Annotated in this window: 24 protein-coding genes; 13 read left to right on the top strand and 11 right to left on the bottom strand. The window is 58.6% G+C overall.

Going from position 1 to position 24077, the window contains the following annotated elements; all coding sequences use genetic code 11:
• Positions 1-192: 192 nt before the first annotated feature.
• Complete coding sequence (locus CHB79_RS11880) at positions 193-1101, bottom strand: choline sulfate utilization transcriptional regulator (protein ID WP_089360072.1); 909 nt, start codon at positions 1099-1101, stop codon at positions 193-195.
• Between the two features lie 113 nt (positions 1102-1214).
• Here CHB79_RS11880 and betC point away from each other — a divergent pair, with 113 nt between their 5' ends.
• The 3 genes from betC (at position 1215) to CHB79_RS11895 (ending at position 5513) form a co-directional block, all read left to right on the top strand.
• Positions 1215-2729, top strand: a complete 1515-nt coding sequence (gene betC / locus CHB79_RS11885) for a choline-sulfatase (protein WP_089360073.1) — start codon at positions 1215-1217, stop codon at positions 2727-2729.
• Positions 2730-2823: 94 nt separating this feature from the next.
• A complete protein-coding gene (gene choX / locus CHB79_RS11890) occupies positions 2824-3747 on the top strand; it encodes a choline ABC transporter substrate-binding protein (RefSeq protein WP_089360074.1) in 924 nt (307 codons plus the stop codon).
• A 197-nt stretch (positions 3748-3944) separates the two neighbouring features.
• Positions 3945-5513: a SulP family inorganic anion transporter gene (locus CHB79_RS11895; RefSeq protein ID WP_089360075.1), complete on the top strand. Its 1569-nt coding sequence runs from the start codon at positions 3945-3947 to the stop codon at positions 5511-5513.
• A gap of 8 nt (positions 5514-5521) precedes the next feature.
• On the opposite strand, the gene aroE is transcribed toward CHB79_RS11895, so the two are convergent.
• From aroE to hemF, 3 genes are read right to left on the bottom strand one after another with little or no spacing between them, the layout of a single operon-like run.
• The gene (aroE, locus tag CHB79_RS11900) at positions 5522-6343 is read right to left on the bottom strand and encodes a shikimate dehydrogenase (RefSeq protein ID WP_089360076.1); all 822 of its coding nucleotides are present in this window, start codon (positions 6341-6343) and stop codon (positions 5522-5524) included.
• A gap of 44 nt (positions 6344-6387) precedes the next feature.
• Positions 6388-6990: a transglycosylase SLT domain-containing protein gene (locus tag CHB79_RS11905; protein WP_089360353.1), complete on the bottom strand. Its 603-nt coding sequence runs from the start codon at positions 6988-6990 to the stop codon at positions 6388-6390.
• 5 nt (positions 6991-6995) lie between these two features.
• Positions 6996-7910, bottom strand: a complete 915-nt coding sequence (hemF, locus tag CHB79_RS11910) for an oxygen-dependent coproporphyrinogen oxidase (RefSeq protein ID WP_089360077.1) — start codon at positions 7908-7910, stop codon at positions 6996-6998.
• A gap of 194 nt (positions 7911-8104) precedes the next feature.
• Here hemF and CHB79_RS11915 point away from each other — a divergent pair, with 194 nt between their 5' ends.
• Positions 8105-9082: an NADPH:quinone reductase gene (locus tag CHB79_RS11915; RefSeq protein ID WP_089360078.1), complete on the top strand. Its 978-nt coding sequence runs from the start codon at positions 8105-8107 to the stop codon at positions 9080-9082.
• A gap of 39 nt (positions 9083-9121) precedes the next feature.
• Here CHB79_RS11915 and tsaC read toward each other — a convergent pair whose 3' ends face one another.
• From tsaC to CHB79_RS11930, 3 genes are all read right to left on the bottom strand, one after another.
• Positions 9122-9679, bottom strand: coding sequence for an L-threonylcarbamoyladenylate synthase type 1 TsaC (tsaC, locus tag CHB79_RS11920; protein ID WP_089360354.1), 558 nt, complete (start codon positions 9677-9679; stop codon positions 9122-9124).
• A gap of 97 nt (positions 9680-9776) precedes the next feature.
• On the bottom strand, positions 9777-10889 hold the full coding sequence (gene dprA, locus CHB79_RS11925) for a DNA-processing protein DprA (protein WP_089360079.1): 1113 nt from the start codon (positions 10887-10889) through the stop codon (positions 9777-9779).
• A gap of 86 nt (positions 10890-10975) precedes the next feature.
• Positions 10976-12001 (bottom strand): LysM peptidoglycan-binding domain-containing protein, encoded by a 1026-nt coding sequence (locus tag CHB79_RS11930; RefSeq protein WP_089360080.1) that lies wholly within the window; start codon positions 11999-12001, stop codon positions 10976-10978.
• A gap of 153 nt (positions 12002-12154) precedes the next feature.
• Between CHB79_RS11930 and def the strand changes: the two genes are divergently transcribed.
• The 5 genes from def (at position 12155) to CHB79_RS11955 (ending at position 16724) form a co-directional block, all read left to right on the top strand.
• Positions 12155-12661: a peptide deformylase gene (gene def, locus CHB79_RS11935; RefSeq protein ID WP_010487937.1), complete on the top strand. Its 507-nt coding sequence runs from the start codon at positions 12155-12157 to the stop codon at positions 12659-12661.
• Between the two features lie 90 nt (positions 12662-12751).
• Positions 12752-13693: a methionyl-tRNA formyltransferase gene (fmt, locus tag CHB79_RS11940; protein ID WP_089360081.1), complete on the top strand. Its 942-nt coding sequence runs from the start codon at positions 12752-12754 to the stop codon at positions 13691-13693.
• On the top strand, positions 13693-15006 hold the full coding sequence (rsmB, locus tag CHB79_RS11945) for a 16S rRNA (cytosine(967)-C(5))-methyltransferase RsmB (RefSeq protein WP_089360082.1): 1314 nt from the start codon (positions 13693-13695) through the stop codon (positions 15004-15006). The genes fmt and rsmB overlap by 1 nt, the downstream gene beginning before the upstream one ends.
• 12 nt (positions 15007-15018) lie before the next feature.
• Entirely contained in the window at positions 15019-16392 is a 1374-nt protein-coding gene (gene trkA, locus CHB79_RS11950; RefSeq protein WP_089360083.1) for a Trk system potassium transporter TrkA, read from the top strand.
• 8 nt (positions 16393-16400) lie between these two features.
• Positions 16401-16724, top strand: coding sequence for a tetratricopeptide repeat protein (locus CHB79_RS11955; RefSeq protein WP_425439601.1), 324 nt, complete (start codon positions 16401-16403; stop codon positions 16722-16724).
• Between the two features lie 86 nt (positions 16725-16810).
• On the opposite strand, the gene CHB79_RS11960 is transcribed toward CHB79_RS11955, so the two are convergent.
• The 4 genes from CHB79_RS11960 to CHB79_RS11975 form a co-directional block, all read right to left on the bottom strand.
• Positions 16811-17464: a 7-cyano-7-deazaguanine/7-aminomethyl-7-deazaguanine transporter gene (locus tag CHB79_RS11960; RefSeq protein WP_089360084.1), complete on the bottom strand. Its 654-nt coding sequence runs from the start codon at positions 17462-17464 to the stop codon at positions 16811-16813.
• 126 nt (positions 17465-17590) lie between these two features.
• A complete protein-coding gene (locus tag CHB79_RS11965; RefSeq protein WP_010487929.1) occupies positions 17591-17854 on the bottom strand; it encodes a PilZ domain-containing protein in 264 nt (87 codons plus the stop codon).
• Between the two features lie 62 nt (positions 17855-17916).
• Positions 17917-18804, bottom strand: coding sequence for a lysophospholipid acyltransferase (locus tag CHB79_RS11970; protein WP_089360085.1), 888 nt, complete (start codon positions 18802-18804; stop codon positions 17917-17919).
• A gap of 66 nt (positions 18805-18870) precedes the next feature.
• Positions 18871-19425, bottom strand: coding sequence for a DNA-3-methyladenine glycosylase I (locus CHB79_RS11975; protein WP_089360086.1), 555 nt, complete (start codon positions 19423-19425; stop codon positions 18871-18873).
• Positions 19426-19509: 84 nt separating this feature from the next.
• On the opposite strand from CHB79_RS11975, the gene glyQ reads away from it, so the two are divergent.
• The 4 genes from glyQ to CHB79_RS11995 all read left to right on the top strand — a co-directional run bounded on the left by glyQ (position 19510) and on the right by CHB79_RS11995 (position 23920).
• Positions 19510-20457 (top strand): glycine--tRNA ligase subunit alpha, encoded by a 948-nt coding sequence (gene glyQ / locus CHB79_RS11980; RefSeq protein WP_010487922.1) that lies wholly within the window; start codon positions 19510-19512, stop codon positions 20455-20457.
• Complete coding sequence (gene glyS, locus CHB79_RS11985) at positions 20454-22508, top strand: glycine--tRNA ligase subunit beta (protein ID WP_089360087.1); 2055 nt, start codon at positions 20454-20456, stop codon at positions 22506-22508. Before glyQ ends, glyS begins: the two co-directional genes overlap by 4 nt.
• A 72-nt stretch (positions 22509-22580) precedes the next feature.
• Positions 22581-23114 (top strand): D-glycero-beta-D-manno-heptose 1,7-bisphosphate 7-phosphatase, encoded by a 534-nt coding sequence (gene gmhB, locus CHB79_RS11990; protein WP_089360088.1) that lies wholly within the window; start codon positions 22581-22583, stop codon positions 23112-23114.
• Between the two features lie 32 nt (positions 23115-23146).
• Complete coding sequence (locus tag CHB79_RS11995; RefSeq protein ID WP_010487917.1) at positions 23147-23920, top strand: lysophospholipid acyltransferase family protein; 774 nt, start codon at positions 23147-23149, stop codon at positions 23918-23920.
• The last annotated feature ends 157 nt before the right edge of the window (positions 23921-24077 follow it).

The following is a 24077-nucleotide window of genomic DNA, read 5'->3' on the forward strand; positions in this document are numbered from 1 at the left end:
GAACAACCGATAAATCGAACACAACCGCGCTGACGGCGGCCTCTGGCTGTTGCGTGTTACACCTTGCACCTACGCTGTCTGCGGCATGCTTCAGAGGGGCCTCAAGTATACGGAAATCATCCTGGGTTCTTGGAGCCCCCAGCCCCGATGATGTTCATACCTTTCGTCTGCAAAGCACACAAAATAACGGGTTCAAGTCCCTGCCAGCTCACCTTGCAGCCAATCGACGAACTGTTGGGTGATACGTTGTCGGCGCTTGCGCTCGGGCAGCACCAGGTAATAACCCAACCCTGAGCGCGCCTGGCCCTCACAAGCACGGCACAATAACCCCTGCTCCAGCAACTCATCGACCAGATAGCGCCAGCCGATTGCCACACCCTGGCCGGCTATCGCAGCCTGGATCAACAAGGTGTAATTGTCGAAACGCAAACTGCCTGGGCTCGGCGCCTCGGCAATACCTAGCGCGTTGAACAAGCCTTGCCAGTCATACCAGCTGGCACGACTTTCTGGGCGTAAATGCAACAATGGCAGTTGTGCCAACAGCGCCGGCGCCACAGGCTGCGCATGGTCCTTGAGTAACTGCGCGCTGCATACCGGGTAGACCTCTTCGGCGAACAGCAGCTGCGACTGGCCGTTCTTGACCCGACCATCACCAAAGGCAATCGCCACATCAATTTCAGCCGATAGGGCTCCAAGATCCCGCTCGCCAGTCAGCAGGCTGACATCCACCTCGGGGTACAGCTGGTTGAAGCGCTTGAGCCGAGGCATCAACCAATACGCCGCGAAGGCAAAATCAGTCGCCACCTGGAGCACCTCGTGTTGTTGCTGCGCGGTGACCGCTCGCAACCCTGCATCGAGCGTGCCCAGGCCGTCCTGGACATAGCTCAGCAGCTGCTCGCCCGCCTCGGTCAAAACGATGCCCCGATAAACCCGGTCAAAAAGCCGGGTATGAAGACGTTGCTCAAGACGCTTGATCTGCTGGCTGATCGCTGGCTGGCTTGTGCCCAGTTCAAAGGCGGCGGCGGTGAAACTCAGTTGGCGAGCGGCGGACTCAAAGACTCGCAGCACATCAAGGGACAGGTCATTGAAGTGTCCATACATAAGCTGAAGTTATCCAAGCTATGTGTTTGATATGGGTTTACCCCAGTTTTCGTTGACTTGATTATAGATACCGCACTGTCGCATAAATTTTTTATATGGAATACAGGCCTGCCATGAAACGACCCAACATCCTCTTCATCATGGCCGACCAGATGGCCGCACCTATCTTGCCGCTGCACAATGGCAAGTCGCAGATCAAGATGCCAAACCTGATGCGCCTGGCCGAATCAGCCGTGGTTTTCGATTCCGCCTATTGCAACAGCCCGCTGTGCGCGCCATCGCGCTTCACCTTGGTCAGCGGCCAGTTACCGAGCAAAATCGGCGCCTACGATAACGCCGCAGACTTGCCCGCGGATGTACCAACCTACGCGCACTACTTGCGTTTGCTCGGCTATCACACGGCCTTGTCGGGCAAGATGCACTTCTGTGGCCCGGACCAGCTGCATGGCTATGAGCAGCGCCTGACCAGCGACATTTACCCAGCGGACTACGGCTGGGCAGTCAACTGGGATGCGCCCGAAGAGCGCTTGAGTTGGTACCACAACATGTCTTCGGTACTGCAAGCCGGGCCATGCGTGCGCAGCAACCAGCTGGACTTCGATGAAGAAGTGGTGTTCAAGGCCCAGCAGTACCTTTATGACCATGTACGTACGGGCGCTGACCAACCGTTCTGCCTGACCGTATCCATGACCCATCCCCACGACCCCTACACCATCACCCGGGAGTTTTGGGATATGTATGAAGGTGTCGATATCGACTTGCCCGAACACTTCATCGAGCAAGACCAGCAAGACCCACACGCCAAGCGAGTGATGAAAGTCATCGACCTGTGGGATAAGCCGATGCCCGAAGACAAGATCAAGGATGCCCGCCGCGCCTATTACGGCGCATGCAGCTATATCGACAACAACATTGGCAAGCTGCTGAAAACCCTGAAGGACTGTGGCCTGGACGATGACACCATCATCGTTTTCTCAGGTGATCATGGCGATATGCTTGGCGAGCGCGGCCTCTGGTACAAGATGCAGTGGTATGAAATGTCTGCCCGCGTACCCATGCTGGTACATGCGCCCAAGCGTTTTGCGGCGAGGCGCATCAGCCAATCGGTATCGACCATGGATTTGCTGCCGACCTTCGTTGAACTTGCAGGCGGCAAGGTTGATCCAGACCTGGCGCTTGATGGGCGTTCCCTGCTCCCGCATCTGGAAACCGGCTCAGGTCACGACCAGGTATTGGGCGAATACATGGCTGAAGGCAGCAACAGCCCACTGATGATGGTTCGCCGCGGCGACTACAAGCTGATCTTCTCGGAGGTCGACCCACTGATGCTGTTCGATGTGCGCAATGATCCCCAAGAACGCGAGAATCTCGCCAACTCGGCCGATCACCAAACCGTACTCGCCAGCTTGCTCCAGCAAGCCTGGGACCAATGGGATATTCCCGCGATCCACAAGGCGACACTGGCCAGCCAACGCCGTCGCCGCTTCGTAGCCCAGGCCCTTGGCCAAGGCACACTCAAGAGCTGGGATCACCAGCCAATGGTCGATGCCAGCCAGCAGTACATGCGCAACCACATCGACCTCGACGACCTTGAGCGGCGTGCACGCTATCCTCAGGTGGACGCTTGATAACCCGAGGATTTTTATCAATCAAATTGAACTGCCATCACTGACTGCCGTCAGCTAAATGCCGAGGCAGGAAAACTACAAATAAGGAGAAGGCATGAACACACTCACACCCCTCGTTGCAGGTAGCCTGTTACTGGCTGCCAGCATAGGTGCCCAGGCCGAAGACGCAAGCTGCGGTACGGTCAAGCTAGGTGATCCAGGCTGGAGTGACATTGCCGTTACCAATGGCGTCACCAGTTTCATCCTCGACAGCCTGGGCTACCAAAGCCAAACCCAGACGCTGGCGGTGCCAATCATTTTCGCCGGCTTGCAAAAAGGACAGGTCGATGTGTTCATGGGCAACTGGATGCCGGCCCAGCAAAGCAACTACGACAAGTTTGTCGCCAGCGGCAAGGTCGACAATCTCAAGCAAAACCTGACCGGCACTGAATACACCCTCGCAGTACCGACCTATGCCTACGAGGCTGGGGTCAAGACCTTTGCCGACCTGAACAAGTTTGCCGACAAGTTCGACCATAAGCTCTACGGCATCGCCTCCGGCTCACCGGGAAATGAGTCGATCCGCAAGATGATTGAAACAAACGACTTCAACCTCAAGGACTGGAAGCTGGTTGAGTCCAGCGAACAAGCCATGCTGGTTCAGGTCGGCCGGGCAATAAAGCGCGACCAGTTCGTGGTATTCCTCGGCTGGACACCACATCCGATGAATGTGCAGTACGACATGAAGTACCTCAAGGGCGGCGAAGCCTACTTTGGTGAAACCGGCAGTGTGAACACCCTCGCCCGCAAAGGGTATGCACAACAGTGCCCGAATGTGGGCAAACTGCTGAGCAACCTCAGCTTCACCCAGGAGATGGAAAACTCGGTGATGGATAAGGTGCTGAGCAAGCAGGCGAGCAACAGCGAAGCCGTCAAGGCCTGGATGAGCGCCAATCCAGAGGTGGTCAAAGGCTGGCTTGAAGGGGTCAAGACCCTCGACGGCGGCGACGGTCTTGAAGCGGTTCAAGCCAAGCTATAAACCCATCGCGGGCTGGCGGGCTTGGTCAGAGCCCACCAGCTGGCGGCGAATGAATTCAGATACCAGCAGTAGATTTATCCACACAACCTGGCACTCATTGAAATAGCCGAGGCGGAATACGCCATACTGATGCCTATTGTTAAGTTGTTTAGGGCTCTGCATCCCATGCATCGCAACTCAAACGTTACCCTTCGCTAATGCGTCGACCTAGCCTACAAAGCCTGTTGCCATTCCTGCGCTGGCTACCGACCACCAGCCGCAAGACCCTGGGCAACGACGCACTGGTCGGCTTGACCGGAGCAATCCTGGCATTGCCACAATCGATCGCCTACGCGCTGATCGCCGGGCTGCCACCCGAGTACGGCCTGTACGCGGCGATCGTGCCGGTGATCATTGCCTCGCTCTGGGGCTCTTCCTGGCACCTGATCTGCGGGCCAACAGCAGCCATTTCCATTGTTTTGTTCACCAGCGTCAGCCCGTTGGCCAAGCCCGGCAGCGATGACTTTGTTGCACTTATCCTGCTTCTCAGTTTTATCGCCGGGCTGTTCCAGTGGCTGCTGGGGCTGATGCGCTTTGGAGCCCTGGTCAACTTCGTCTCACACTCGGTGGTGCTGGGTTTTACCCTTGGCGCGGCCGTAGTGATTGCCTTGGGACAACTGCCAAACTTGCTCGGCATCGATATCCCCAGTCAGAAAACCGCACTGAGCACAGTGGTCAATATCAGCCAGCACCTGGGCGAGAGCGACTGGCGCTCCATAGGGCTGGCGACATTTACTCTGGCCGTCAGCTTGCTGTGCAAGCAGCTCTGGCCACGTTCTCCAGCCTTGTTGATCAGCCTGGTGGCGGGCAGCCTGGCGGTAGCCGCCCTGCCGCAGCTGCTCGGTCATGTCACACTGGTCAGCCCATTCGAGGGCAAGCTACCGCCACTGGTATGGCTCGATTTCGATCTGGAAAACGTACTGCAATTGCTGCCGGCCGCCATTGCGTGCGGCATGCTCGGACTTGTGACCAGTCTGTCGATCGCCCGTTCGCTGGCGACCAAGTCGCAACAGTTCCTCGATGCCAACCAGGAGGTTCGCGCCCAGGGCTTATCCAACATCATCGGTCCATGGTTTTCCGGCTCGCTGTCGGCCGGCTCGTTCACCCGCTCTGCACTCAACCTTCAAGCGGGCGCACGCTCGCCACTGGCTGGGGTTTTCTCGGCCATTCTGGTGGCACTGTTTGCCTTGTTCGGCGCCCAGTTGATCGAGCACATCCCACTGCCGTGCATGGCGGCGGGCATCCTGCTGATCTGCTGGGGATTACTGGACATTGCCGGGGTCAAGGCACTGTACCGGGTGAGCCGTTCGGAATTCCTGGTGATGCTGCTAACCCTGACCGCGACACTGGTAATGGAGTTGCAAACGGCAATCTACGCCGGTGTCCTGGCTTCGCTGTTCTTCTACCTCAAACGCACCTCGCAACCGCGAGTGAAGTTTTGGCAGGACGGCGATGAAGAGTTGTTGCGGGTCGAAGGCTCGATATTTTTTGGTGCCTGCCACTACTTGCAGCAGATCATCCAGCGCAGCCGTGGCGAACGGGTGATTATCGACGCGCACCACGTCAACTTCATTGATTACGCCGGAATTGAGATGCTTCATCAAGAAGCACGGCGCCTGCGCGGGCAAAAGCGCAGCTTGATCCTGCGCCGGGCGCGGCCACAGGTGATCGAGGAAATCCAGAAGCTACAGGGCGCGGAGCAATGCCCTGTTATTTTCGAGGATTGACCAGGCCTCTATGTGGCCAGCAAGCGCCGTAGCTCAGCCAGCACCGCTGCCGTTGCCGGACGCACGCCACGCCAGATGAAGAACGCCTCGGCGGCCTGCTCAACCAGCATGCCCAGGCCATCAATGGTGCGCGCAGCGCCTTGCTCGGCCGCCCAACGATTAAACGCCGTGGGTTCATTGCTGTACATCATGTCGTAGCACAGGGTGTGCCCAAGCTTGATCAAGCTGCTGGCAATCGGCGGGACATCGCCAGCCAGGCTTGCCGAAGTACCGTTGACAATCAGGTCTACCGGCGCATCAATCCAGTCAAAGCCGGAGGCTGCGATAGGGCCCAGATCTGCGAATTGCCGGGCCAGTTGCTCGGCCTTTTCAACCGTACGGTTGGCAATCACCACGCTGCCTGGCTGCTCGGCCATAAAGGGCTCGATGATGCCTCTGACAGCGCCGCCCGCCCCCAATATCAAAATGCGCTTGCCGCGTAGAAAGAACCCGGCATTGATCTGGAGATCGCGCACCAGCCCTGCACCATCGGTGTTGTCACCGACCAGCGTGCCGTCCAGGAGCTTTTTCAAGGTATTGACCGCACCTGCCCGCTGCGCTCGTGCAGACAAGCTGTCCGCCAGGGCGAAGGCCTGCTCCTTGAAGGGCACGGTAACATTGGCACCCTTGCCTTCGGTGAAGAAGTCCCGAGCGAAGTCACTGAAGCCATCAAGCGGCGTCAGCAGGGCTTCATAGCTCAGCTGTTGATTGGTTTGCTCAGCAAATAAGCGGTGGATCAAGGGCGACTTGCTGTGGCCGATTGGATTACCGAATACGCCGTAACGGTCCATGTTGGGGTCCCCGCTGTTAACTTCTGGCAATGACGCAGCAGGCCTTACCACCAGCTGCGGTTGCTCTCCAATTCGTTCCGGCACTGCTTCAGTTGCCAGCCATAGTTCTTCGCTTGCTGCTCGACCTTGCGAGCAACCTGCATCAGCCAGGGTTTACTGCGATAGGTCCCCCGGCTGTAGCCGCCGCGCCCTTCGTGATAAGCCAGGTACTGATTGTATGCATCCCACTTGGACACACCCAGGGTGCGCTGCGTGCCGTTGGTATACCAGCCGACAAACATGATTGCATCTTCAAAATCATCTCGCGAGCCGCCGATGCCGGTCTGGTCTTTGTACTCGCCCCAAACCGGGTCCTGGGCCTGTGCATAACCATATGCCGAGCTGACCCGGCCCCAGGGAATGACCCACAGCAAATAAGCCCGAGGCGGCAAGGCGTCTTCGACGAAGCTGCTTTCTTGCTTGATGATCGCCATCGCCACGTTCATCGGCGTGCCGTAGGCGTTTTGCATGTCCAGTGAGTCTTCGTACCAGTCCGGGTACTCACGGTAGATATTGCACAGGTTGCTCTGGTCTTTTGGGGGTGCCGTCGAGCACCCGGTCAGCAACGCTAGCGCTGCCAACAACCCGGCAATAGGTCCCCGAGCGATAATATTCAAACCTTGGCCAGCCAGTCTCGGTCCGTCAGGTAGTACTCGGTCAACCGCGCCTCTTCAGTGCCCGGCTCGGCTTTCCAGTCATAGCCCCAACGCACATGGGGCGGCAGTGACATCAGGATCGACTCGGTGCGCCCGCCCGACTGCAAGCCGAACAGGGTGCCTCGGTCATAAACCAGGTTGAACTCCACATAGCGTCCGCGACGGAAAGCCTGGAATTCGCGCTGTTGCTCGGTGTACGCCATGGCCTTGCGGCGCTGGACGATGGGCAGGTAAGCCTCGAGATAGGCATCGCCAATGGCGCGCAAAAAAGCAAAGCTGGTGTCGAAGTCCCATTCGTTCAAGTCATCGAAGAACAGGCCGCCAATCCCGCGCGGCTCATTGCGGTGCTTGATGTGGAAGTAGCGATCGCACCACTCTTTGTAGCGTGGATAGACGTCGGCGCCGAATGGCTCGCACGCTTTTTGCGCAACACGATGCCAATGCACACAGTCTTCTTCATTGGCGTAATAAGGGGTCAGGTCAAAGCCGCCGCCAAACCACCAGACGGCTTCTTCACCCTCTTTCTCGGCGATGAAAAACCGTACGTTCGCGTGTGAAGTCGGCACATGAGGGTTGGTTGGATGAATCACCAGCGACACGCCCATGGCCTCGAAACCGCGACCGGCCAGCTCAGGCCGATGCGCACTGGCAGAAGGTGGTAGACCAGTGCCGAATACGTGAGAAAAATTGACCCCGCCTTTCTCGATCAGCCCGCCGTTCTCGATGACCCGCGTGCGACCACCGCCACCAGCAGGTCGCTGCCAGGCGTCTTCGATGAATTGACTGCTACCATCTTCGGCCTGCAAGGCTGCACAAATACGGTCTTGCAGGTCCAGCAAATAGGCTTTTACAGCCTCAGTACGATCACTCACGCTACCACCTTGGAAAGCAGGTTAAGCCGCACGGCTTGAGTTATGCGACGAAATCGGCGCACAGCATACCATTTGCACCCCGGTGATCGCAGTCGACACGAGTCAATTCGACGATAGATGCCCGGCAATGGGTGCCAAAACAGGCTGCTGCGTGCATCATTAGGCAACTAACTTATCCTGAGATGGAGCCTGCAATGTCCAAGCGAATCCAATTTAGCAGCCACGGCGGCCCTGAAGTACTTGAGTTCGTTGACCACCAGCCCGCAGCGCCTGGAGCCGGTGAAGTTCGTGTGCAGAACCAAGCCATTGGCCTTAACTTTATCGACACTTACTTTCGCAGCGGCCTGTATCAGCCACCTGCATTGCCGTCGAGCTTGGGCACTGAAGGCGCTGGCGTTGTTGAAGCCGTGGGGGCTGGCGTCACTCAATTCCAGGTAGGCGACCGCGTCGCATACGCCACCGGCCCACTGGGTGCGTACAGCCAGTTGCATGTATTGCCCGCCAGCAAACTGGTGAAGCTGCCAGACAGCATCAGCTTCGAACAAGCCGCAGCCGTCATGCTCAAGGGCCTCACCGTGCAATACCTGCTGCGCCAGACCTTTGAATTGAAAGGCGGCGAAACCGTGCTCTTTCATGCCGCTGCGGGCGGTGTTGGCTCATTCGCCTGCCAGTGGGCCAAAGCCCTCGGCGTCAAGCTTATCGGTACGGTTAGCACCGCTGAAAAAGCCGAGCGCGCCATGCAGCAGGGTGCCTGGGCAACCATCAACTACAGCCATGAAAATGTTGCCGAACGCGTGCTTGAACTGACTGATGGTAAAAAATGCCCGGTGGTGTACGACGGGGTCGGCAAGGACACCTGGGCAACGTCGCTGGACTGCGTAGCGCCGCGTGGCCTGCTGGTCAGCTTTGGCAACGCCTCTGGGGCGGTCAGCGGCGTGAACCTGGGAATTCTGGCGCAAAAAGGCGCCCTGTACGTCACCCGACCAACCCTGGCCAGCTACGCCGACACCCCTGAGCGCCTGCAGGCCATGGCCGACGAACTGTTCGGCATGATCAGCAGCGGCAAGCTGGATGTCGAGATCAACCAGCGCTACCCGCTGGCTGAAGCGGCCCAGGCGCAAATTGCTCTGAGCGCTCGCCAGACCACTGGCTCGACGATTCTGTTGCCATAAGCCGGGTGCCACTCACTTACCGAGGTGAGTGGCGTCCAGTCATGAAGGCCGCACCACGTCGCCACTGATCAGGTCGCGAATCAGGCTTGGGTTCTTGCGGCCACCCAAGGCACCGTTCAAGACCTTGTCGAGCTGGCCCGGAAAGTACTGCTCGATCCGCAAGCGACTGCGCGCCGCAGGACGACCCGCGGGGTTGGCGGAAGTCGATACCAACGGGCCGGTGAGGGCGCATAGCTCACGCACCAGCGGATGATCGCTGACCCGCAGGGCAACGCTGTTGTGCTGGCCTGTGATCCACTGCGGCAAACGGTCCTGATGCGGAACCAGCCAGGTTGTAGGCCCCGGCCACATGCTGGCCAGGCGGTCTTGCCAGATGTCCGGCAGGTCTTCAATCAGAAAATCAAACTGGCGAATAGTGTCCGCAACCAGAATCAGGCCTTTGTTCATCGGCCGGTTTTTCAGCGCCAGCAAGCGCTCGACCGCCAACTCATCCCAGGGGTCGCAACCCAGTCCCCAGACTGCTTCGGTCGGATAGGCAATCACGCCCCCTTGCATCACCACCCGCGCGGCTTGCCGTACTTGCCAGCTATTGACCATCATTCGTGCTCCGTTGAACCCTGCTGCGCAGTGTATCTAAGCCGAATAACAATTGACCAAGCAAGCCCTCAATTTTCCAAGGTTTTTTCAGAAACGGCTAAGAGCGCGGGCAGGCATACCAGCGTCCGGCTTCGCAGCTAACCCGACCATCCAGCTCAAGCTCGGTCAATGCCGCCAACACTTCACTCAAGGGCAAACCGCTGCTAAGCGCCAACGCCTCGCTGCTTTGCGGCGCAGCCAACAACAGCTCGAACAAGGGATGACTGGCTGGGGTAGGGGGCTCAACAGTTGCCGGGCCATGTTGCCAGCCGCGCAACGCTTCGAGAATATGCTCGATGCTCTCGACCAGTGTCGCACCCTCGCGAATCAACTGATGACAGCCCCGTGCGCCCGGATGATGAATCGAACCAGGAATCGCATAGACTTCACGGCCTTGCTCAGCGGCCAGCCGCGCGGTAATAAGCGAGCCACTCGAAGGACTGGCCTCGACCACCAGCACGCCCAGCGACAAGCCACTGATGATCCGGTTTCGCCTGGGGAAGTTGCTCGCATGCGGCGGGCTGCTCAAGGGCAGTTCGGAAACCAGGGCGCCCCCCTTGGCGATGATATCTGCCGCCAGTGGACGATGCCGGGCGGGGTACATGTGTTGTAAACCTGTCCCGAGCACCGCAACCGTCTTGCCCTGGACGTCCAGGGCCCCTTGATGCGCCGCGCCATCAATGCCGAGGGCCAGGCCGCTGGTGATCACAAAGCCACCCGCCGCCAGATGCTTGGCAAAGTTGTGCGCAGTATCAAGGCCCGGCTTTGAAGCACGCCGACTGCCGACCATGGCCAGCTGCGGTCGCTCAAGCAAAGTGGCATCACCACGGATAAACAACAACGGCGGTGCATCGCCAAGTTCAGCCAGCAGCGCCGGATAGTCGTGCGAATCCCACATCAACACTTGATTCTCAGGCGCTTCCAGCCAACGCAGGGTCCCATTGGCTTGCTCGCGCACCTCGTGGCTGCGCCGGGCGTCGCTACAGGCAGTGGGCAACCCGAGCGAGCGCCAGGCAGAAGCGGGCGCACTGAGCGCAGAGGAGGCCGAATCGAAGGCGTCGATGAGCTTTTTAAATCGCCTTGGCCCGAGTTCAGGCAGGCAATGCAAACGGATCCGAGCTTCTATCTCGGCAGGGGAAGGTGCAGCGGTTTTGCTGGAATATTGCGACATGCTGATCATCCTTGATCGGTCGCGCCATAGGCCCGTTGCAGTGCAGCCTATGGCTAAAAGCCCAGCATTTGCTGGGCTTTTAGAGGTTAGGGGTTACGCACTTTGTCGAGCACCGCCAGGTTGCGGCTGGCATGCAGGATCAAGCCATAGCTGAGCTTGTTATAGGTGCGGAACACCATCATCAGGCCTGCGCGCTCGTCCGGGATCTTCACCGACTCTCCGGTAATGCGGTCGCGTACGGTTTCACCCGTCTTGTATACCGCCAGCACGTTGCCGACAACCAGTCCGTCGCGCGCGCCCTTGTTGATGGTCACCACATCAAACTGGCCAATCTGGTTGACACCGCGCGGCACGTCGATGATCAGGCCCTTGACTTCACCCGCAGGCTCGCTGGGCATGAATGTCGAGTTGATCGCACGCTCTTCGTTGACGAACAGACGGTCGCCGTTGCGCACTTCCTGGGTGCTGCGACGCAGCTCCATGGTACCGATATCACCTTCCTCGGCAACAATCTCACCGCCACCGATGTCGTCGGCATTGATACCCAGGAACTCTTTGGTTTCGGGGTCGAAGTAGCTCTTGCCCTGACGGAAAATCCCATAGTTCGGGGTCGTGGTGCTGAACTTGCCACGGGCGTAGATGCGATCGCCCGCACCGCTGACAACCCGCTCGGCGTCACCGGCGACGATATAGGGGGCACGCTCGAAATCCTTTGGATCATCGACAATGCGGTTGTACAGCAAGAAACTGTTGATCGCCTCGAGCGGAATAGTCGGGATGGCCTCTGCCATCGGCGTGCTGCGCACTTTTGGCGACAGCTTGATGGTGCCACGCGACGCGCCGCGATTCAGCACCAGGCGTGGCTGGCCATCGACATACACCAGGCTCAGCGTATCGCCAGGGTAGATCAGGTGCGGGTTTTCAACCTGTGGGTTGGCGTGCCAGATCTCTGGCCACTTCCAGGGTTCACGCAGGAATCTACCGGAGATATCCCATAGAGTATCGCCCTTGACCACTGTGTAACGATCCGGATGACCGTCCTTAAGTTGCACATCTGCCTGGGCCAAACCGCCAGCTGCAAGTAGCAGCAAAGCGAGTAGTGATTTCCTCATGCGGTGAATCCCTTTATTATGTGTCTTCTGTGAAGCGCCCTAGCGCCACAACGTAACCCCAATAGAAATGCGGCGTGAAGCTGCTTTTCCAAGCTGCGCATCATCTTAGCAGCGGATTTTGACTTTATTCCACAAGTGCATCACACAACGCATATGGCGATTTTAAACATCCTCGAATTTCCCGATCCACGTTTACGCACCATTGCTAAGCCAGTGGATGTGGTCGATGACGATTTGCGTCAACTGATCGACGACATGTTCGAAACCATGTACGAAGCGCCGGGCATCGGGCTTGCTGCCACGCAGGTCAATGTCCATAAGCGTTTGGTGGTTATGGACCTGTCTGAAGATCGCTCTGAACCCCGGGTTTTCATCAATCCGGAGTTCGAGTCGCTGACCGAAGAAATGGACCAGTATCAGGAAGGTTGCCTGTCTGTTCCCGGTTTTTACGAAAACATCGATCGCCCACAGAAAGTTAAGGTCAAAGCACTTGATCGCGACGGCAAACCCTACGAGCTAATCGCCGAAGGCCTGCTCGCCGTATGCATCCAGCACGAGTGCGATCACCTCAATGGCAAGCTGTTTGTCGATTACCTGTCTACGCTCAAACGTGACCGGATTAAAAAGAAGCTTGAAAAGCAACACCGTCAGCAAGCTTGATCGATGGCTTACAAAGGCTTGCTGCGGCAAGCCTTTTTATTTGCAGCAGGCGAGGGCGGCAAGCCCTGTACCTGAGTTTAGCGAGACCCCATGACCGATTCTTTACGCATCATTTTTGCCGGCACCCCGGAATTCGCCGCCGAGCACCTAAAGGCCCTGCTTGGCACCAACCACCAGGTTATCGCGGTCTACACCCAGCCGGATCGACCTTCCGGCCGTGGACAAAAGCTGATGCCGAGCCCGGTAAAGCAACTCGCCCTGCAACATGAAATACCGGTTTATCAGCCGCAAACTCTGCGCGACAGCGACGCCCAAGCCCAACTGGCAGCACTCAACGCCGATCTGATGGTGGTGGTGGCCTACGGCCTGATCCTGCCACAAGCAGTACTCGACACCCCCCGCCTGGGCTGTATCAACAGCCATGCCTCCTTGCTGCCGCGCTGGCGCGGCGCGGCTCCGATCCAACGGGCGATCGAGGCGGGCGATGCCGAGTCCGGCGTCACCGTGATGCAAATGGAAGCAGGGCTCGATACCGGCCCCATGCTGCTCAAGGTCAGCACCCCGATTAGCGCCGAAGACACCGGCGGCAGCCTGCATGACCGCCTGGCGCGCCTAGGCGCCGACGCGGTCATTGAAGCCGTTGATGGTCTGGCTGCGGGTTCGCTGGTTGGCGAGATTCAAGATGACAGCCTGGCCACCTACGCCCACAAGCTCAATAAGGAGCAGGCACGTATCGACTGGACGCGCCCGGCTGATGAGCTGCAACGCCTGATTCGCGCATTCAACCCGACGCCGATCTGCCACAGCACGCTCAATGAGGCGCCAATAAAGGTGCTCGGCGCCGAATGTTGCGCAGGACAAGGCGCGCCTGGGATGATTCTCGACGCAAGCAAGCATGGCCTGAGCGTCGCTTGTGGCAGCGGTGCGCTGCTACTCACTCGCCTGCAACTGCCGGGCGGCAAGGCACTCAACTTCGCCGACCTCTACAACAGCCGTCGTGAATACTTCACCGTCGGCGCGGTACTGGTTTGATGAACCCACGCCTCGCCGCCGCCAAGGCCTTAAGCGCAGTACTGTCTGGCAAGGCTTCATTGGCCAGCAGCCTGCCGCCGCAACTGGATAAAGTCGAGCCCCGGGATCGTGGCCTCACCCAGGATCTGGCCTTCGGCACCGCTCGCTGGCAGCCAAGGTTGTCGGCACTGGCCGAAAAGCTTCTGCAAAAGCCGTTCAAGGCGGCGGACAGAGACGTCGAAGCCTTGCTCCTGGTCGGCCTGTATCAACTGCTCTACACCCGGATTCCGCCGCACGCCGCATTGGGCGAGACCGTCGGCTGCGCTGAAAAACTGAAGAAACCCTGGGCCAAGGGCCTGCTCAACGCCGTATTGCGCCGCGCCCAGCGCGAGGCCGAACCACTGCTGGCCGAGATGGAGCGCGACCCCATGGTGCGCACCGCCCATCCGCGCTGGCTGCAAAAATCCCTCAAGGCTTTCTGGCCCGAGCATTGGGAAGCCATCTGCGCCGCCAATAACGCCCATCCACCGTTGATTTTGCGAGTTAATCGTCGCCACGGCAGCCGAGATGCCTACTTGCAAGAGCTGCAAGCCGCCGGCATCGAGTGCATGGCATGCGCCTTCAGCCCCGATGGCATCCGCCTGGCCCAAGCCTGCGACGTGACCACGCTGCCCGGCTTCGCCGAAGGCCGGGTGAGCGTGCAGGATGAAGCCGCGCAACTGGCCGCAGACCTGCTTGAACTAGCCCCGGGCCAGCGCGTACTCGACGCCTGCTGCGCACCAGGCGGCAAAACCTGCCACATCCTCGAAGTCGAACCTGGGCTGGCAGGCGTGGTGGCCATCGACCTGGAACCCAAGCGGCTGGTGCGGGTGCGCGAGAACCTGGCGCGTCTGAAGCTGGATGCCGAATTGATTGCCGCTGATGGCCGGGCTGTGGATAACTGGTGGGATGGCCAGCCCTTCCAGCGGATCCTGCTCGATGCACCCTGTTCGGCGACCGGCGTGATTCGCCGCCACCCCGATATCAAGATTGCCCGCCAGGCCGAGGATATTCCGGCCTTGGCACAATTACAGGGCGAGTTGCTCGATGCCTTGTGGCCAACGCTGGCCGTTGGCGGCATCATGCTATACGCCACATGCTCGACCTTGCCGACAGAAAATAGCCAAGTGATAGAAGCGTTTCTGGCCCGCACCCCAGGCGCACGTGAACTCGACATTGCCGGGCCTTTTGGCCTGCACCAGCCCCATGGCCGCCAATTGCTTGCACAAGAAGATGGTCATGACGGTTTTTACTATGCCAAGCTGATCAAGATCGCCGCGACACCCCGCGGCTGAGGAAGGAATCGGATGAAAATCATCATTCTTGGTGCCGGGCAAGTTGGCGGCACGCTGGCCGAACACCTGGCCAGCGAAGCCAATGACATCACCGTGGTCGACACCGACGGCGACCGCTTGCGTGATCTAGGCGACCGCCTGGATATCCGCACCGTACAGGGTCGCGGCTCGTTCCCAACCGTCTTGCGCCAGGCTGGCGCCGACGATGCCGACATGCTGGTTGCCGTGACCAACAGCGACGAGATCAACATGATCGCCTGCCAGGTCGCCTACACCCTGTTCCATACGCCGACCAAGATCGCTCGCGTGCGCGAAGCGGCCTACCTGACCCGCAGCGGCCTGTTCGACAACGAAGCCATTCCGGTCGACGTGCTCATCAGCCCCGAACAGGTCGTGACCAACTACATCAAGCGCCTGATCGAGTATCCGGGCGCACTGCAGGTTATCGACTTCGCCGAAGGCAAGGCCCAGCTGGTTGCGGTCAAAGCCTATTACGGCGGCCCGCTGGTGGGCCAGCAGCTACGCCAACTGCGCGAACATATGCCCAATGTCGATACCCGCGTTGCCGCCATCTTCCGCCGTAACCGGCCGATCATGCCCAAGGGCGATACGGTCATCGAGGCTGACGACGAAGTATTCTTCATCGCCGCCAAGGCGCATATCCGTGCGGTAATGAGCGAGATGCGCCGCCTGGAAGACAGCTACAAGAAGATTGTCATTGCCGGTGGTGGCCATATTGGCGAGCGCCTGGCGGAAGCCATCGAAAGTCGCTACCAGGTGAAGATCATCGAGATGAACCCGGCGCGCTGCCGCTACCTCTCGGAAACCCTGGACAGCACCATAGTGTTGCAGGGCAGCGCCTCGGACCGTGATTTGCTGGTCGAAGAAAACATCAACGATGCAGACATCTTCCTCGCCCTGACCAACGACGACGAAGCCAACATCATGTCGTCCTTGCTGGCCAAGCGCATGGGCGCGCGCAAGGTGATGACCATCATCAACAACCCGGCCTATGTCGACTTGGTCCAGGGCGGGGATATCGATATCGCCATCAGCCCGCAGTTGGCAACCATCGGCACCTTGCTCACCCACGTGCGCCGGGGCGATATCGAAAGCGTGCACTCGCTGCGCCGGGGCGCGGCCGAGGCGATCGAGATGATTGCCCACGGCGATGCCAAGTCGAGCAAGGTGGTCGGGCGCGAGATCGGCAAAATCAGCCTGCCGCCGGGCACCACGATTGGCGCGGTTATTCGCGATGAGGAAGTGCTGATCGCCCATGACAACACCATGATCCAGAGTGGCGACCATGTAATTCTGTTTTTGGTCGACAAGAAATACATCCGTGATGCCGAGAGCCTGTTCCAGGTCGGCTTGACCTTCTTTTAGAGAGCAGGCTGATGCTTGAGTCACTGGAAAAAATGCTGGCCAAGGGTGTGGATAACTCATTGCTGCGCTTTGGCCTGGGCAAGGCTTATCTTGATGCTGGTAACCCGGCGCTCGCGGCCGAGCACTTGCAACGCTGCGTCGAGCTCGATCCCAAGTATTCAGCCGCCTGGAAACTGCTTGGCAAGGCGCTGCTCGACGATGCTCAGCCAGGCGCGGCACGCAAGGCGTGGGAGCAGGGCATAGCCGCAGCCCAGGCCCATGGCGACAAACAAGCGGAGAAGGAAATGACCGTTTTTCTACGCAAGCTGGATAAGCTCAACAGTCAAGCCTGAACCCCAACAGTTGGCGTTATCGGCCAATGCGCAATAAAAAGGCCCGGCGAGCCCTAGCTCGAACCGGGACTTTTTATTTGCCGGGTTTAAGCCGCAGGAACTGCCCGCCCTTGGAGCAGGCGCGCAATTGCACCGAGCAATACACCGTATAGCGGTACAAACAAGACCAGGCTCACGGTCAGCTTGATGGCGTAGTCGACGCTGGCGATCTCGACCCAATGCTCGGCCATGAACGGATCGCTGCTTTGCCAGAAGGCGATGGAGAAGAACACAAAGGTATCGAGCAGATTGCCCAGGATGGTCGAGGCTGTCGGTGCAACCCACCACTGACGCAGACGGCGCATGCGGTCGAACACCTGGATATCCAGTAACTGACCCAGCACATAGGCGCAAAAACTCGCCAGCGCGATGCGGCCAACGAATAGGTTGAACTCCTGCAGCGCCGCAAAGCCTGAAAACACACCGTCCTGATACAGCACCGAGACCACATAGGAAGCCAGCAACGCTGGCAACATCACCCGCGCAATGACCTTCCGCGCCGGAGCCTTGCCCAGCAAACGCACGGTCAGGTCAGTGGCCAGGAAGATAAACGGAAAGCTAAACGCGCCCCAGGTGGTGTGCCAGCCGAAAAGGGTAATAGGCAACTGCACCAGGTAGTTGCTGGCGATGATAATCAGGATATGAAACGCGATCAGCGCCACCAAAGCGGGTCGGCGGATCGTTGTCAGAGTGCTTTGCATGTGAGCCTTTTTAAGTTTTATGGGGTGAGGGAACCCATTTCGATAATGCCGCGCCTATGCGACGCGCGGCACTTTAGCGAATACCTGACTCACAAGATAGGTTTTAAGCACTTTACTGACAATTGGTCATTCAGTGACGAAACGCAAACCCACACCCTCGGCGTCGACACGGGTTACCACCATCTGCAAGATTGGCGCTTCGATTGGCATGCCCTGCACCTGGCCTGTCACCACATCACCCAGTTTCAGCGAGCGCAGCGCTTCATGCTTCACATAGACGCCACCGTCGGACAGGTCTCGGGTCTGGGCGATAACATCAGCAAAGTCCGGGTGGCTGATCTTGATCATGCACTTCATCGTTGTTCGCGGGTGCTGGCGGTTGTTCGACATGGCTACGGCGATCCTCTGATTAACGACTCGATAGCCTGAAGACAGCCTCAGGCGTAACTACATCAGTACCACTTGGCTTCGCCCTCTGGGCGCTTCTTGAAACGTTTCATGGTCCACATGTACTGGCTTGGGTAGGCGCGGACATAACGACCAATGACTTCGCTCATGGCGGCTACACCCTCGGCAATATCCTCGCTGTACATGGCTTCCGGTGCGGCTTCGAGAATGACCTTATAGCCGCTGCCGTCTTCCAGGCGCAACGCATGCAGGAAAACACCAACCGCCTTGCCGCCAGTGAGCATGCTGGGCACAAACTTGCTGGTCAGCGCCACAGTGCCTAGAAAGGGTACGAATACACCGCTGGAAAGACTGGGCTCGGGGTCTGCAGGAATTCCCACCGAACCGCCCTTGCGCACCTCTTTGATCACACTGAGGATGCCTTCTTTGGTCGAGGCGGCGACCCGGTTACCCATTTGCACGCGCTGCTTCTGCAGCAGGTCGTCCACTGCCTTGAGCTTGGGCGGACGGTAGAAAATGATCGGCTTGCACTGCGAGCAATAGAAGTGGTTGAGCACTTCCCAGTTACCCAGGTGGCTGGTGATGCCCACCACGCCCTTGCCCGAGGCGAGGGCCTGTTCTAGGACCTCAAGGCCTTCGACTTCACGGATCAAACCGAGCGACTTCTGCGCTGGCCAGATCCATGCGCAGGCACTTTCGGTCAGGGTTTGACTGATGCCCCGCAGGGTTTGGGCCAGTAACTTCTGATGCCCGGCCTCATCAAGCTCCGGGAAACACTTCCTCAGGTTGGTGCTGGCAACCTCACGCGAGCCATTGGGCAGCTTGTACATCAACCAGCCGATAGCGGCACCGGTTGCCTGCACTGCGCGCCACGGCAGCAGCGCAAACAGGCGCAGAAAGCCTACAACCAGTGCACCTTTGAACTTCTCCACAGGCCACTCCCCCAGGATCAAAAAGCCTATTGTACCGCTCTGCGCCCGCGCACGCTTACTTGCCGCTCACGCTTTGGCAAGCTGCGCGTAACGAAAGCAGTCCGTGGTGTGATCCATCACCATGCCGCTGGCCTGCATAAAGGCGTAGCAGATGGTTGGCCCAACAAAGTTGAAACCGGCTTTTTTCAGGGCTTTGCTCATGGCCTCGGCTTGCGGCGTGATGGCCGGAACCTGGGCGCGCTCGCTGAAATGGTTGATCACAGGCTGACCATCGACAAAGGACCACAAGTATTTGACCGGGTCATCAAGCTTGAGCCAGGCGAGGGCATTTTGCCGAACCGCCTTGAGCTTGAGACGGTTGCGCACAATGCCCGGGTCCTGCATCAGCGCTTCGATTTCATCATCGCTCAGCCTGGCCAGGCGCCTTACATCAAAGCCGTGCAGCACCTGGCGATAGCGTTCGCGCTTCTTGAGCACTGTGATCCACGACAAACCCGCCTGAAAACCCTCAAGCAACAGCAACTCGAAGAGTTTATCGGGGTCAGTTAGGGGCACACCCCATTCTTCATCGTGGTAAGCCATGTACAGCGGATCTTCAGAACACCAGAAACAACGAGTCATAAGGCAATCCCTAGCAGGTCTAGGCCACGCGGTTTGCGGTATACTCCCGCTCTTTCTGTCGCAGCCAAAACAGGTGAATTTTTCGTGAGCCAGACTACGCCTGCCGTGCGCACCTTCCAAGATTTGATTCTCGCCCTGCAAAAATACTGGGCTGAGCAAGGCTGTGTTGTGCTGCAGCCCTATGATATGGAAGTCGGTGCTGGCACTTTCCACACCGCTACATTCTTGCGCTCCATCGGTCCAGAGACCTGGAACGCGGCCTATGTGCAGCCCAGCCGTCGTCCGGCTGATGGCCGCTACGGCGAGAACCCCAACCGCCTGCAACATTACTACCAGTTCCAGGTCGTGCTGAAGCCAAACCCGGAAAACTTCCAGGAGTTGTACCTGGGGTCGCTGCAAGCCATAGGTATCGACCCACTGGTGCACGATATTCGCTTCGTTGAGGACAACTGGGAATCGCCGACGCTTGGCGCCTGGGGCCTGGGTTGGGAAATCTGGCTCAACGGCATGGAAGTCACCCAGTTCACCTACTTCCAGCAAGTCGGTGGCATCGAGTGCTACCCGGTGACGGGCGAAATCACCTACGGCCTTGAGCGCCTGGCCATGTACATCCAGGGCGTTGACTCGGTGTATGACCTGGTGTGGGCCGACGGCCCGTTCGGCAAGGTCACCTATGGCGATGTGTTCCACCAGAACGAAGTCGAGCAATCGACCTACAACTTCGAGCATGCCAACGTCGACAAGCTGTTTGAGCTGTTCGACTTCTATGAGTCTGAAGCCAATCGCCTGATCGAACTAGAGTTGCCGCTGCCAACCTATGAAATGGTGCTCAAGGCTTCGCACACCTTCAACTTGCTGGATGCGCGCCGAGCGATCTCGGTTACCGCGCGCCAGCAATACATCCTGCGTGTGCGTACCCTGGCTCGCAACGTTGCGCAAAGCTACCTGCAAGCTCGGGCCAAGCTCGGCTTCCCGCTCGCCACCCCTGAACTGCGTGATGAAGTATTGGCTAAGCTGGAGGCTGCAGAATGAGTGCACAAGACTTTCTGGTAGAACTGGGCACTGAAGAACTGCCGCCAAAAGCCCTGAAAACCCTGGGTGAGTCGTTCTTGTCCGGGATTGAAAAAGGCCTCAAGGCCGCTGGACTCAACTACGCCAAGGCCCGTTACTACGCCGCGCCACGTCGCCTGGCGGTGCTGGTCGAGCAGCTCGACACCGAGCAGCCCGATCGAGTGATGAACCTCGACGGCCCACCGGTCAAAGCGGCGTTCGACGCTGATGGCAACCCGACCCAGGCGGCTCTGGGTTTCGCCAACAAGTGCTGCGTGGACCTGTCCGAAATCGACGCCAGTGGTCCAAAGCTGCGTTTCAGCCAGACCATCGTCGGCAAAAAGGCCGCACAACTATTACCAGAGATGGTCGAAACCGCGCTCAACGACCTGCCGATTCCCAAGCGCATGCGCTGGGGCGCGCGTCGTACCGAATTCGTGCGGCCAAGCCAGTGGCTGGTGATGCTGTTTGGCGACACGGTGCTTGATTGCGAGATACTCGCCCAGACCGCCGGTCGAGTCTCCCGTGGCCATCGCTTCCACCACAACACTGAAGTGACCATCACTGCACCGGCCAACTATGCCGAAGACCTGCGCAAGGCCTATGTCATTGCTGACTTTGCCGAGCGTCGCGAACAAATCAGCAAGCGCATTGAACAACTGGCGACTGAGCAACAGGGTACGGCAATAGTGCCTCCTGCATTGCTTGATGAGGTCAGTGCGCTGGTTGAGTGGCCAGTACCGCTGGTGTGCTCCTTTGAAGAGCGCTTCCTCGAGGTGCCGCAAGAAGCGCTGATCACGACCATGCAGGACAACCAGAAGTACTTCTGCCTGCTCGACGCCGAAGGCAAGTTGCTGCCGCGCTTTATCACCGTGGCCAACGTTGAGAGCAAAGATCCGGCGCAAATCATCTCGGGCAACGAGAAGGTTGTTCGTCCGCGCCTGACCGATGCCGAGTTCTTCTTCAAGCAGGACAAGAAGCAAAAACTCGAAACCTTCAACCAGCGTTTGGCCAACGTGGTGTTCCAGGCACAGTTGGGCTCGGTCTACGACAAAGCCCAGCGCGTGTCGGCACTGGCGGCTTATATCGCCGAGAAGATTGGCGGCGATGCCACCCGCGCTGGCCGTGCGGGCTTACTCTCGAAATGCGACCTGGCCAGTGAAATGGTGGGCGAATTCCCGGAAATGCAGGGCATCGCTGGCTATTACTACGCCATGCATGACGGCGAGCCCGAAGACGTTGCCCTGGCGCTGAACGAACAGTACATGCCCCGCGGCGCTGGCGCTGAACTGCCAAGCACCCTGACAGGCGCTGCTGTTGCCCTGGCTGACAAGCTCGACACCCTGGTCGGTATCTTTGGTATCGGCATGCTGCCAACCGGCAGCAAGGATCCCTATGCGCTGCGCCGTGCGGCATTGGGCGTGCTGCGCATCCTGATCGAGAAAGGGCTTGAGCTGGACGTGACCGATGCGGTTGAGTTTGCCATCAAGCAATTCGGCAGCAAAATCAAGGCAGCCGGTCTCACCGCGCAAGTGCAGGAGTTCATCTTCGACCGCCTGCGTGCGCGCTACGAGGACCAAGGCGTCGACGTAGCGGTTTACCAGGCTGTTCGCGCAGTAAACCCGGTCTCGCCGCTCGACTTCGACCAGCGCGTACAAGCAGTGCAGGCATTCCGCAAACTGCCTGAAGCCGAAGCGCTGGCGGCGGCCAACAAGCGGGTTTCGAACCTGCTCGGCAAGGCTGATGGCAAGATCGCCACCAGCATCGCTGCGCATTACTTTGATACCCCAAGCGAGTTCGCCCTCAACGCCGCGATCCAACAGGCAGAGCAAGCGGTACAACCCCTGGCGCAAGCACGGATGTACAACGAAGCGCTAGCCAAGCTGGCCTCGCTGCGCACACCGGTCGACAGCTTTTTCGAGACCGTACTGGTCAACGCTGAAGACCCGAATGTGCGCGCCAACCGCTATGCCTTGCTGGCGAAGCTGCGTGGCTTGTTCCTCGGTGTTGCGGACATCTCGGTCCTGAGCTGACGCAGGTTAACCGTGCGGCGCTGCTGCCTGGCAGCCCGCGCGGTTAAGCTTTACTGACTTTTGAGATGCGCCATGAAGCTACTGATTCTCGACCGCGACGGGGTGATTAATCACGACTCCGACGCCTACATCAAATCCGTTGAAGAATGGATTCCCATCCCCAGTTCGATCACGGCGATTGCCGACTTGTCCAAGGCCGGCTGGACCATCGCCATCGCCACCAATCAATCCGGCATCGGTCGCGGCTACTACGGCCTGGCCGAACTCGAAGCCATGCACCAGCGCATGCGCCAGCTGGTGGCCGAGCAGGGCGGTGAAATCGGCTTGATCATGTATTGTCCACATGGCCCGGATGAAGGCTGCGCTTGCCGCAAGCCAAAACCAGGCATGCTCCACAGCATCGCCGCGCATTATGGGGTAGACCTGAAGGGTGTATGGTTTGTGGGGGACAGCAGTGGTGACCTGCAGGCGGCCACAACCGTCGAATGTCAGCCAGTTTTGGTAAAAACCGGCAAAGGCGAGCGCACACTGGCCAAAGGATTGCCAGCCAATACCTTGATATTCGATGATCTGGCAGCAGTTGCTGGATACTTACTTAATCAATAAAGCGCGGCTTGCCCGCGACGGTACATGCACTTATGTCGAAACTGCGGGCTATCAACATTTTCTTCTTCTACATCCTGCTGGCGACCAGCTCGTTTCTCTGGTGCACCCTGAGTTTTTTTATCGTGCCGTTTTTGTCGTTTCGCGCACGCTACCGCTTCGTCAACCAGAACTGGTGCCGCTTTGCCGTATGGCTGACCAGCACCATGGTTGGCATCAAATATGAAGTCAAAGGCCTGGAGAACATCCCGGATACGCCTTGTGTGATTCTTTCCAAACACCAAAGCACCTGGGAAACCTTCTTTCTTTCAGCCCTGTTTGAACCCCTGAGCCAAGTGCTCAAGCGCGAGCTGTTGTATGTACCCTTTTTCGGCTGGGCAATGGCCATGCTCAAGCCCATCGCCATTGATCGCAGCAATCCCAAGGCGGCGCTCAAGCAGCTTGCAAAACAGGGGCACGAGCGCCTGGAGCTCGGCTGCTGGGTGCTGGTATTTCCCGAAGGCACACGCATGCCTACCGGGCAAATAGGCAAGTTCTCACGCGGCGGCGCATCCCTTGCGGTCAATGCCAACTTGCCGGTACTGCCGATCGCCCACGATGCCGGCAAATACTGGCCAAAAGAGGGCTGGGGCAAGAAGCCGGGCACCATCCAGGTAATCATTGGTGCGCCAATGCATGCTGAAGGCACGGGCCCGCGCGCCATCGCCGAACTAAACGACCGTGCCTTTGCATGGGTCAGCCAGGCGCAACGTGATATTGGTTGCCTGAAGGATGAACCCTCGGCCAGCCCGCTAGAGCAAGCCCGGTAAGCCCTGCCCGGCAAGGATGCATGCTTCTCTGGAAAAGGTAACAAACGGCGATAGAACAAGGCGCAACGAGCAACGGGAGCAACAGTCTCAAACATGGGCTGCCGTAGCGGACGCAGTGGTTTTCCAGAAGCGCCTTTAATGATTTACCCAAGACCAG

Source organism: Pseudomonas segetis, assembly GCF_900188155.1.
Classification (GTDB): domain Bacteria; phylum Pseudomonadota; class Gammaproteobacteria; order Pseudomonadales; family Pseudomonadaceae; genus Aquipseudomonas; species Aquipseudomonas segetis.

What these genes read in the sequence shown, in the direction of transcription:
- CHB79_RS11880 (WP_089360072.1), bottom strand. Translation starts at nt 1,101, where the DNA reads ATGTATGGACACTTCAATGACCTGTCCCTTGATGTGCTGCGAGTCTTT.
- betC (WP_089360073.1), top strand. Translation starts at nt 1,215, where the DNA reads ATGAAACGACCCAACATCCTCTTCATCATGGCCGACCAGATGGCCGCA.
- choX (WP_089360074.1), top strand. Translation starts at nt 2,824, where the DNA reads ATGAACACACTCACACCCCTCGTTGCAGGTAGCCTGTTACTGGCTGCC.
- CHB79_RS11895 (WP_089360075.1), top strand. Translation starts at nt 3,945, where the DNA reads ATGCGTCGACCTAGCCTACAAAGCCTGTTGCCATTCCTGCGCTGGCTA.
- aroE (WP_089360076.1), bottom strand. Translation starts at nt 6,343, where the DNA reads ATGGACCGTTACGGCGTATTCGGTAATCCAATCGGCCACAGCAAGTCG.
- CHB79_RS11915 (WP_089360078.1), top strand. Translation starts at nt 8,105, where the DNA reads ATGTCCAAGCGAATCCAATTTAGCAGCCACGGCGGCCCTGAAGTACTT.
- tsaC (WP_089360354.1), bottom strand. Translation starts at nt 9,679, where the DNA reads ATGGTCAATAGCTGGCAAGTACGGCAAGCCGCGCGGGTGGTGATGCAA.
- dprA (WP_089360079.1), bottom strand. Translation starts at nt 10,889, where the DNA reads ATGTCGCAATATTCCAGCAAAACCGCTGCACCTTCCCCTGCCGAGATA.
- CHB79_RS11930 (WP_089360080.1), bottom strand. Translation starts at nt 12,001, where the DNA reads ATGAGGAAATCACTACTCGCTTTGCTGCTACTTGCAGCTGGCGGTTTG.
- def (WP_010487937.1), top strand. Translation starts at nt 12,155, where the DNA reads ATGGCGATTTTAAACATCCTCGAATTTCCCGATCCACGTTTACGCACC.
- fmt (WP_089360081.1), top strand. Translation starts at nt 12,752, where the DNA reads ATGACCGATTCTTTACGCATCATTTTTGCCGGCACCCCGGAATTCGCC.
- rsmB (WP_089360082.1), top strand. Translation starts at nt 13,693, where the DNA reads ATGAACCCACGCCTCGCCGCCGCCAAGGCCTTAAGCGCAGTACTGTCT.
- trkA (WP_089360083.1), top strand. Translation starts at nt 15,019, where the DNA reads ATGAAAATCATCATTCTTGGTGCCGGGCAAGTTGGCGGCACGCTGGCC.
- CHB79_RS11960 (WP_089360084.1), bottom strand. Translation starts at nt 17,464, where the DNA reads ATGCAAAGCACTCTGACAACGATCCGCCGACCCGCTTTGGTGGCGCTG.
- CHB79_RS11965 (WP_010487929.1), bottom strand. Translation starts at nt 17,854, where the DNA reads ATGTCGAACAACCGCCAGCACCCGCGAACAACGATGAAGTGCATGATC.
- CHB79_RS11975 (WP_089360086.1), bottom strand. Translation starts at nt 19,425, where the DNA reads ATGACTCGTTGTTTCTGGTGTTCTGAAGATCCGCTGTACATGGCTTAC.
- glyS (WP_089360087.1), top strand. Translation starts at nt 20,454, where the DNA reads ATGAGTGCACAAGACTTTCTGGTAGAACTGGGCACTGAAGAACTGCCG.
- gmhB (WP_089360088.1), top strand. Translation starts at nt 22,581, where the DNA reads ATGAAGCTACTGATTCTCGACCGCGACGGGGTGATTAATCACGACTCC.
- CHB79_RS11995 (WP_010487917.1), top strand. Translation starts at nt 23,147, where the DNA reads ATGTCGAAACTGCGGGCTATCAACATTTTCTTCTTCTACATCCTGCTG.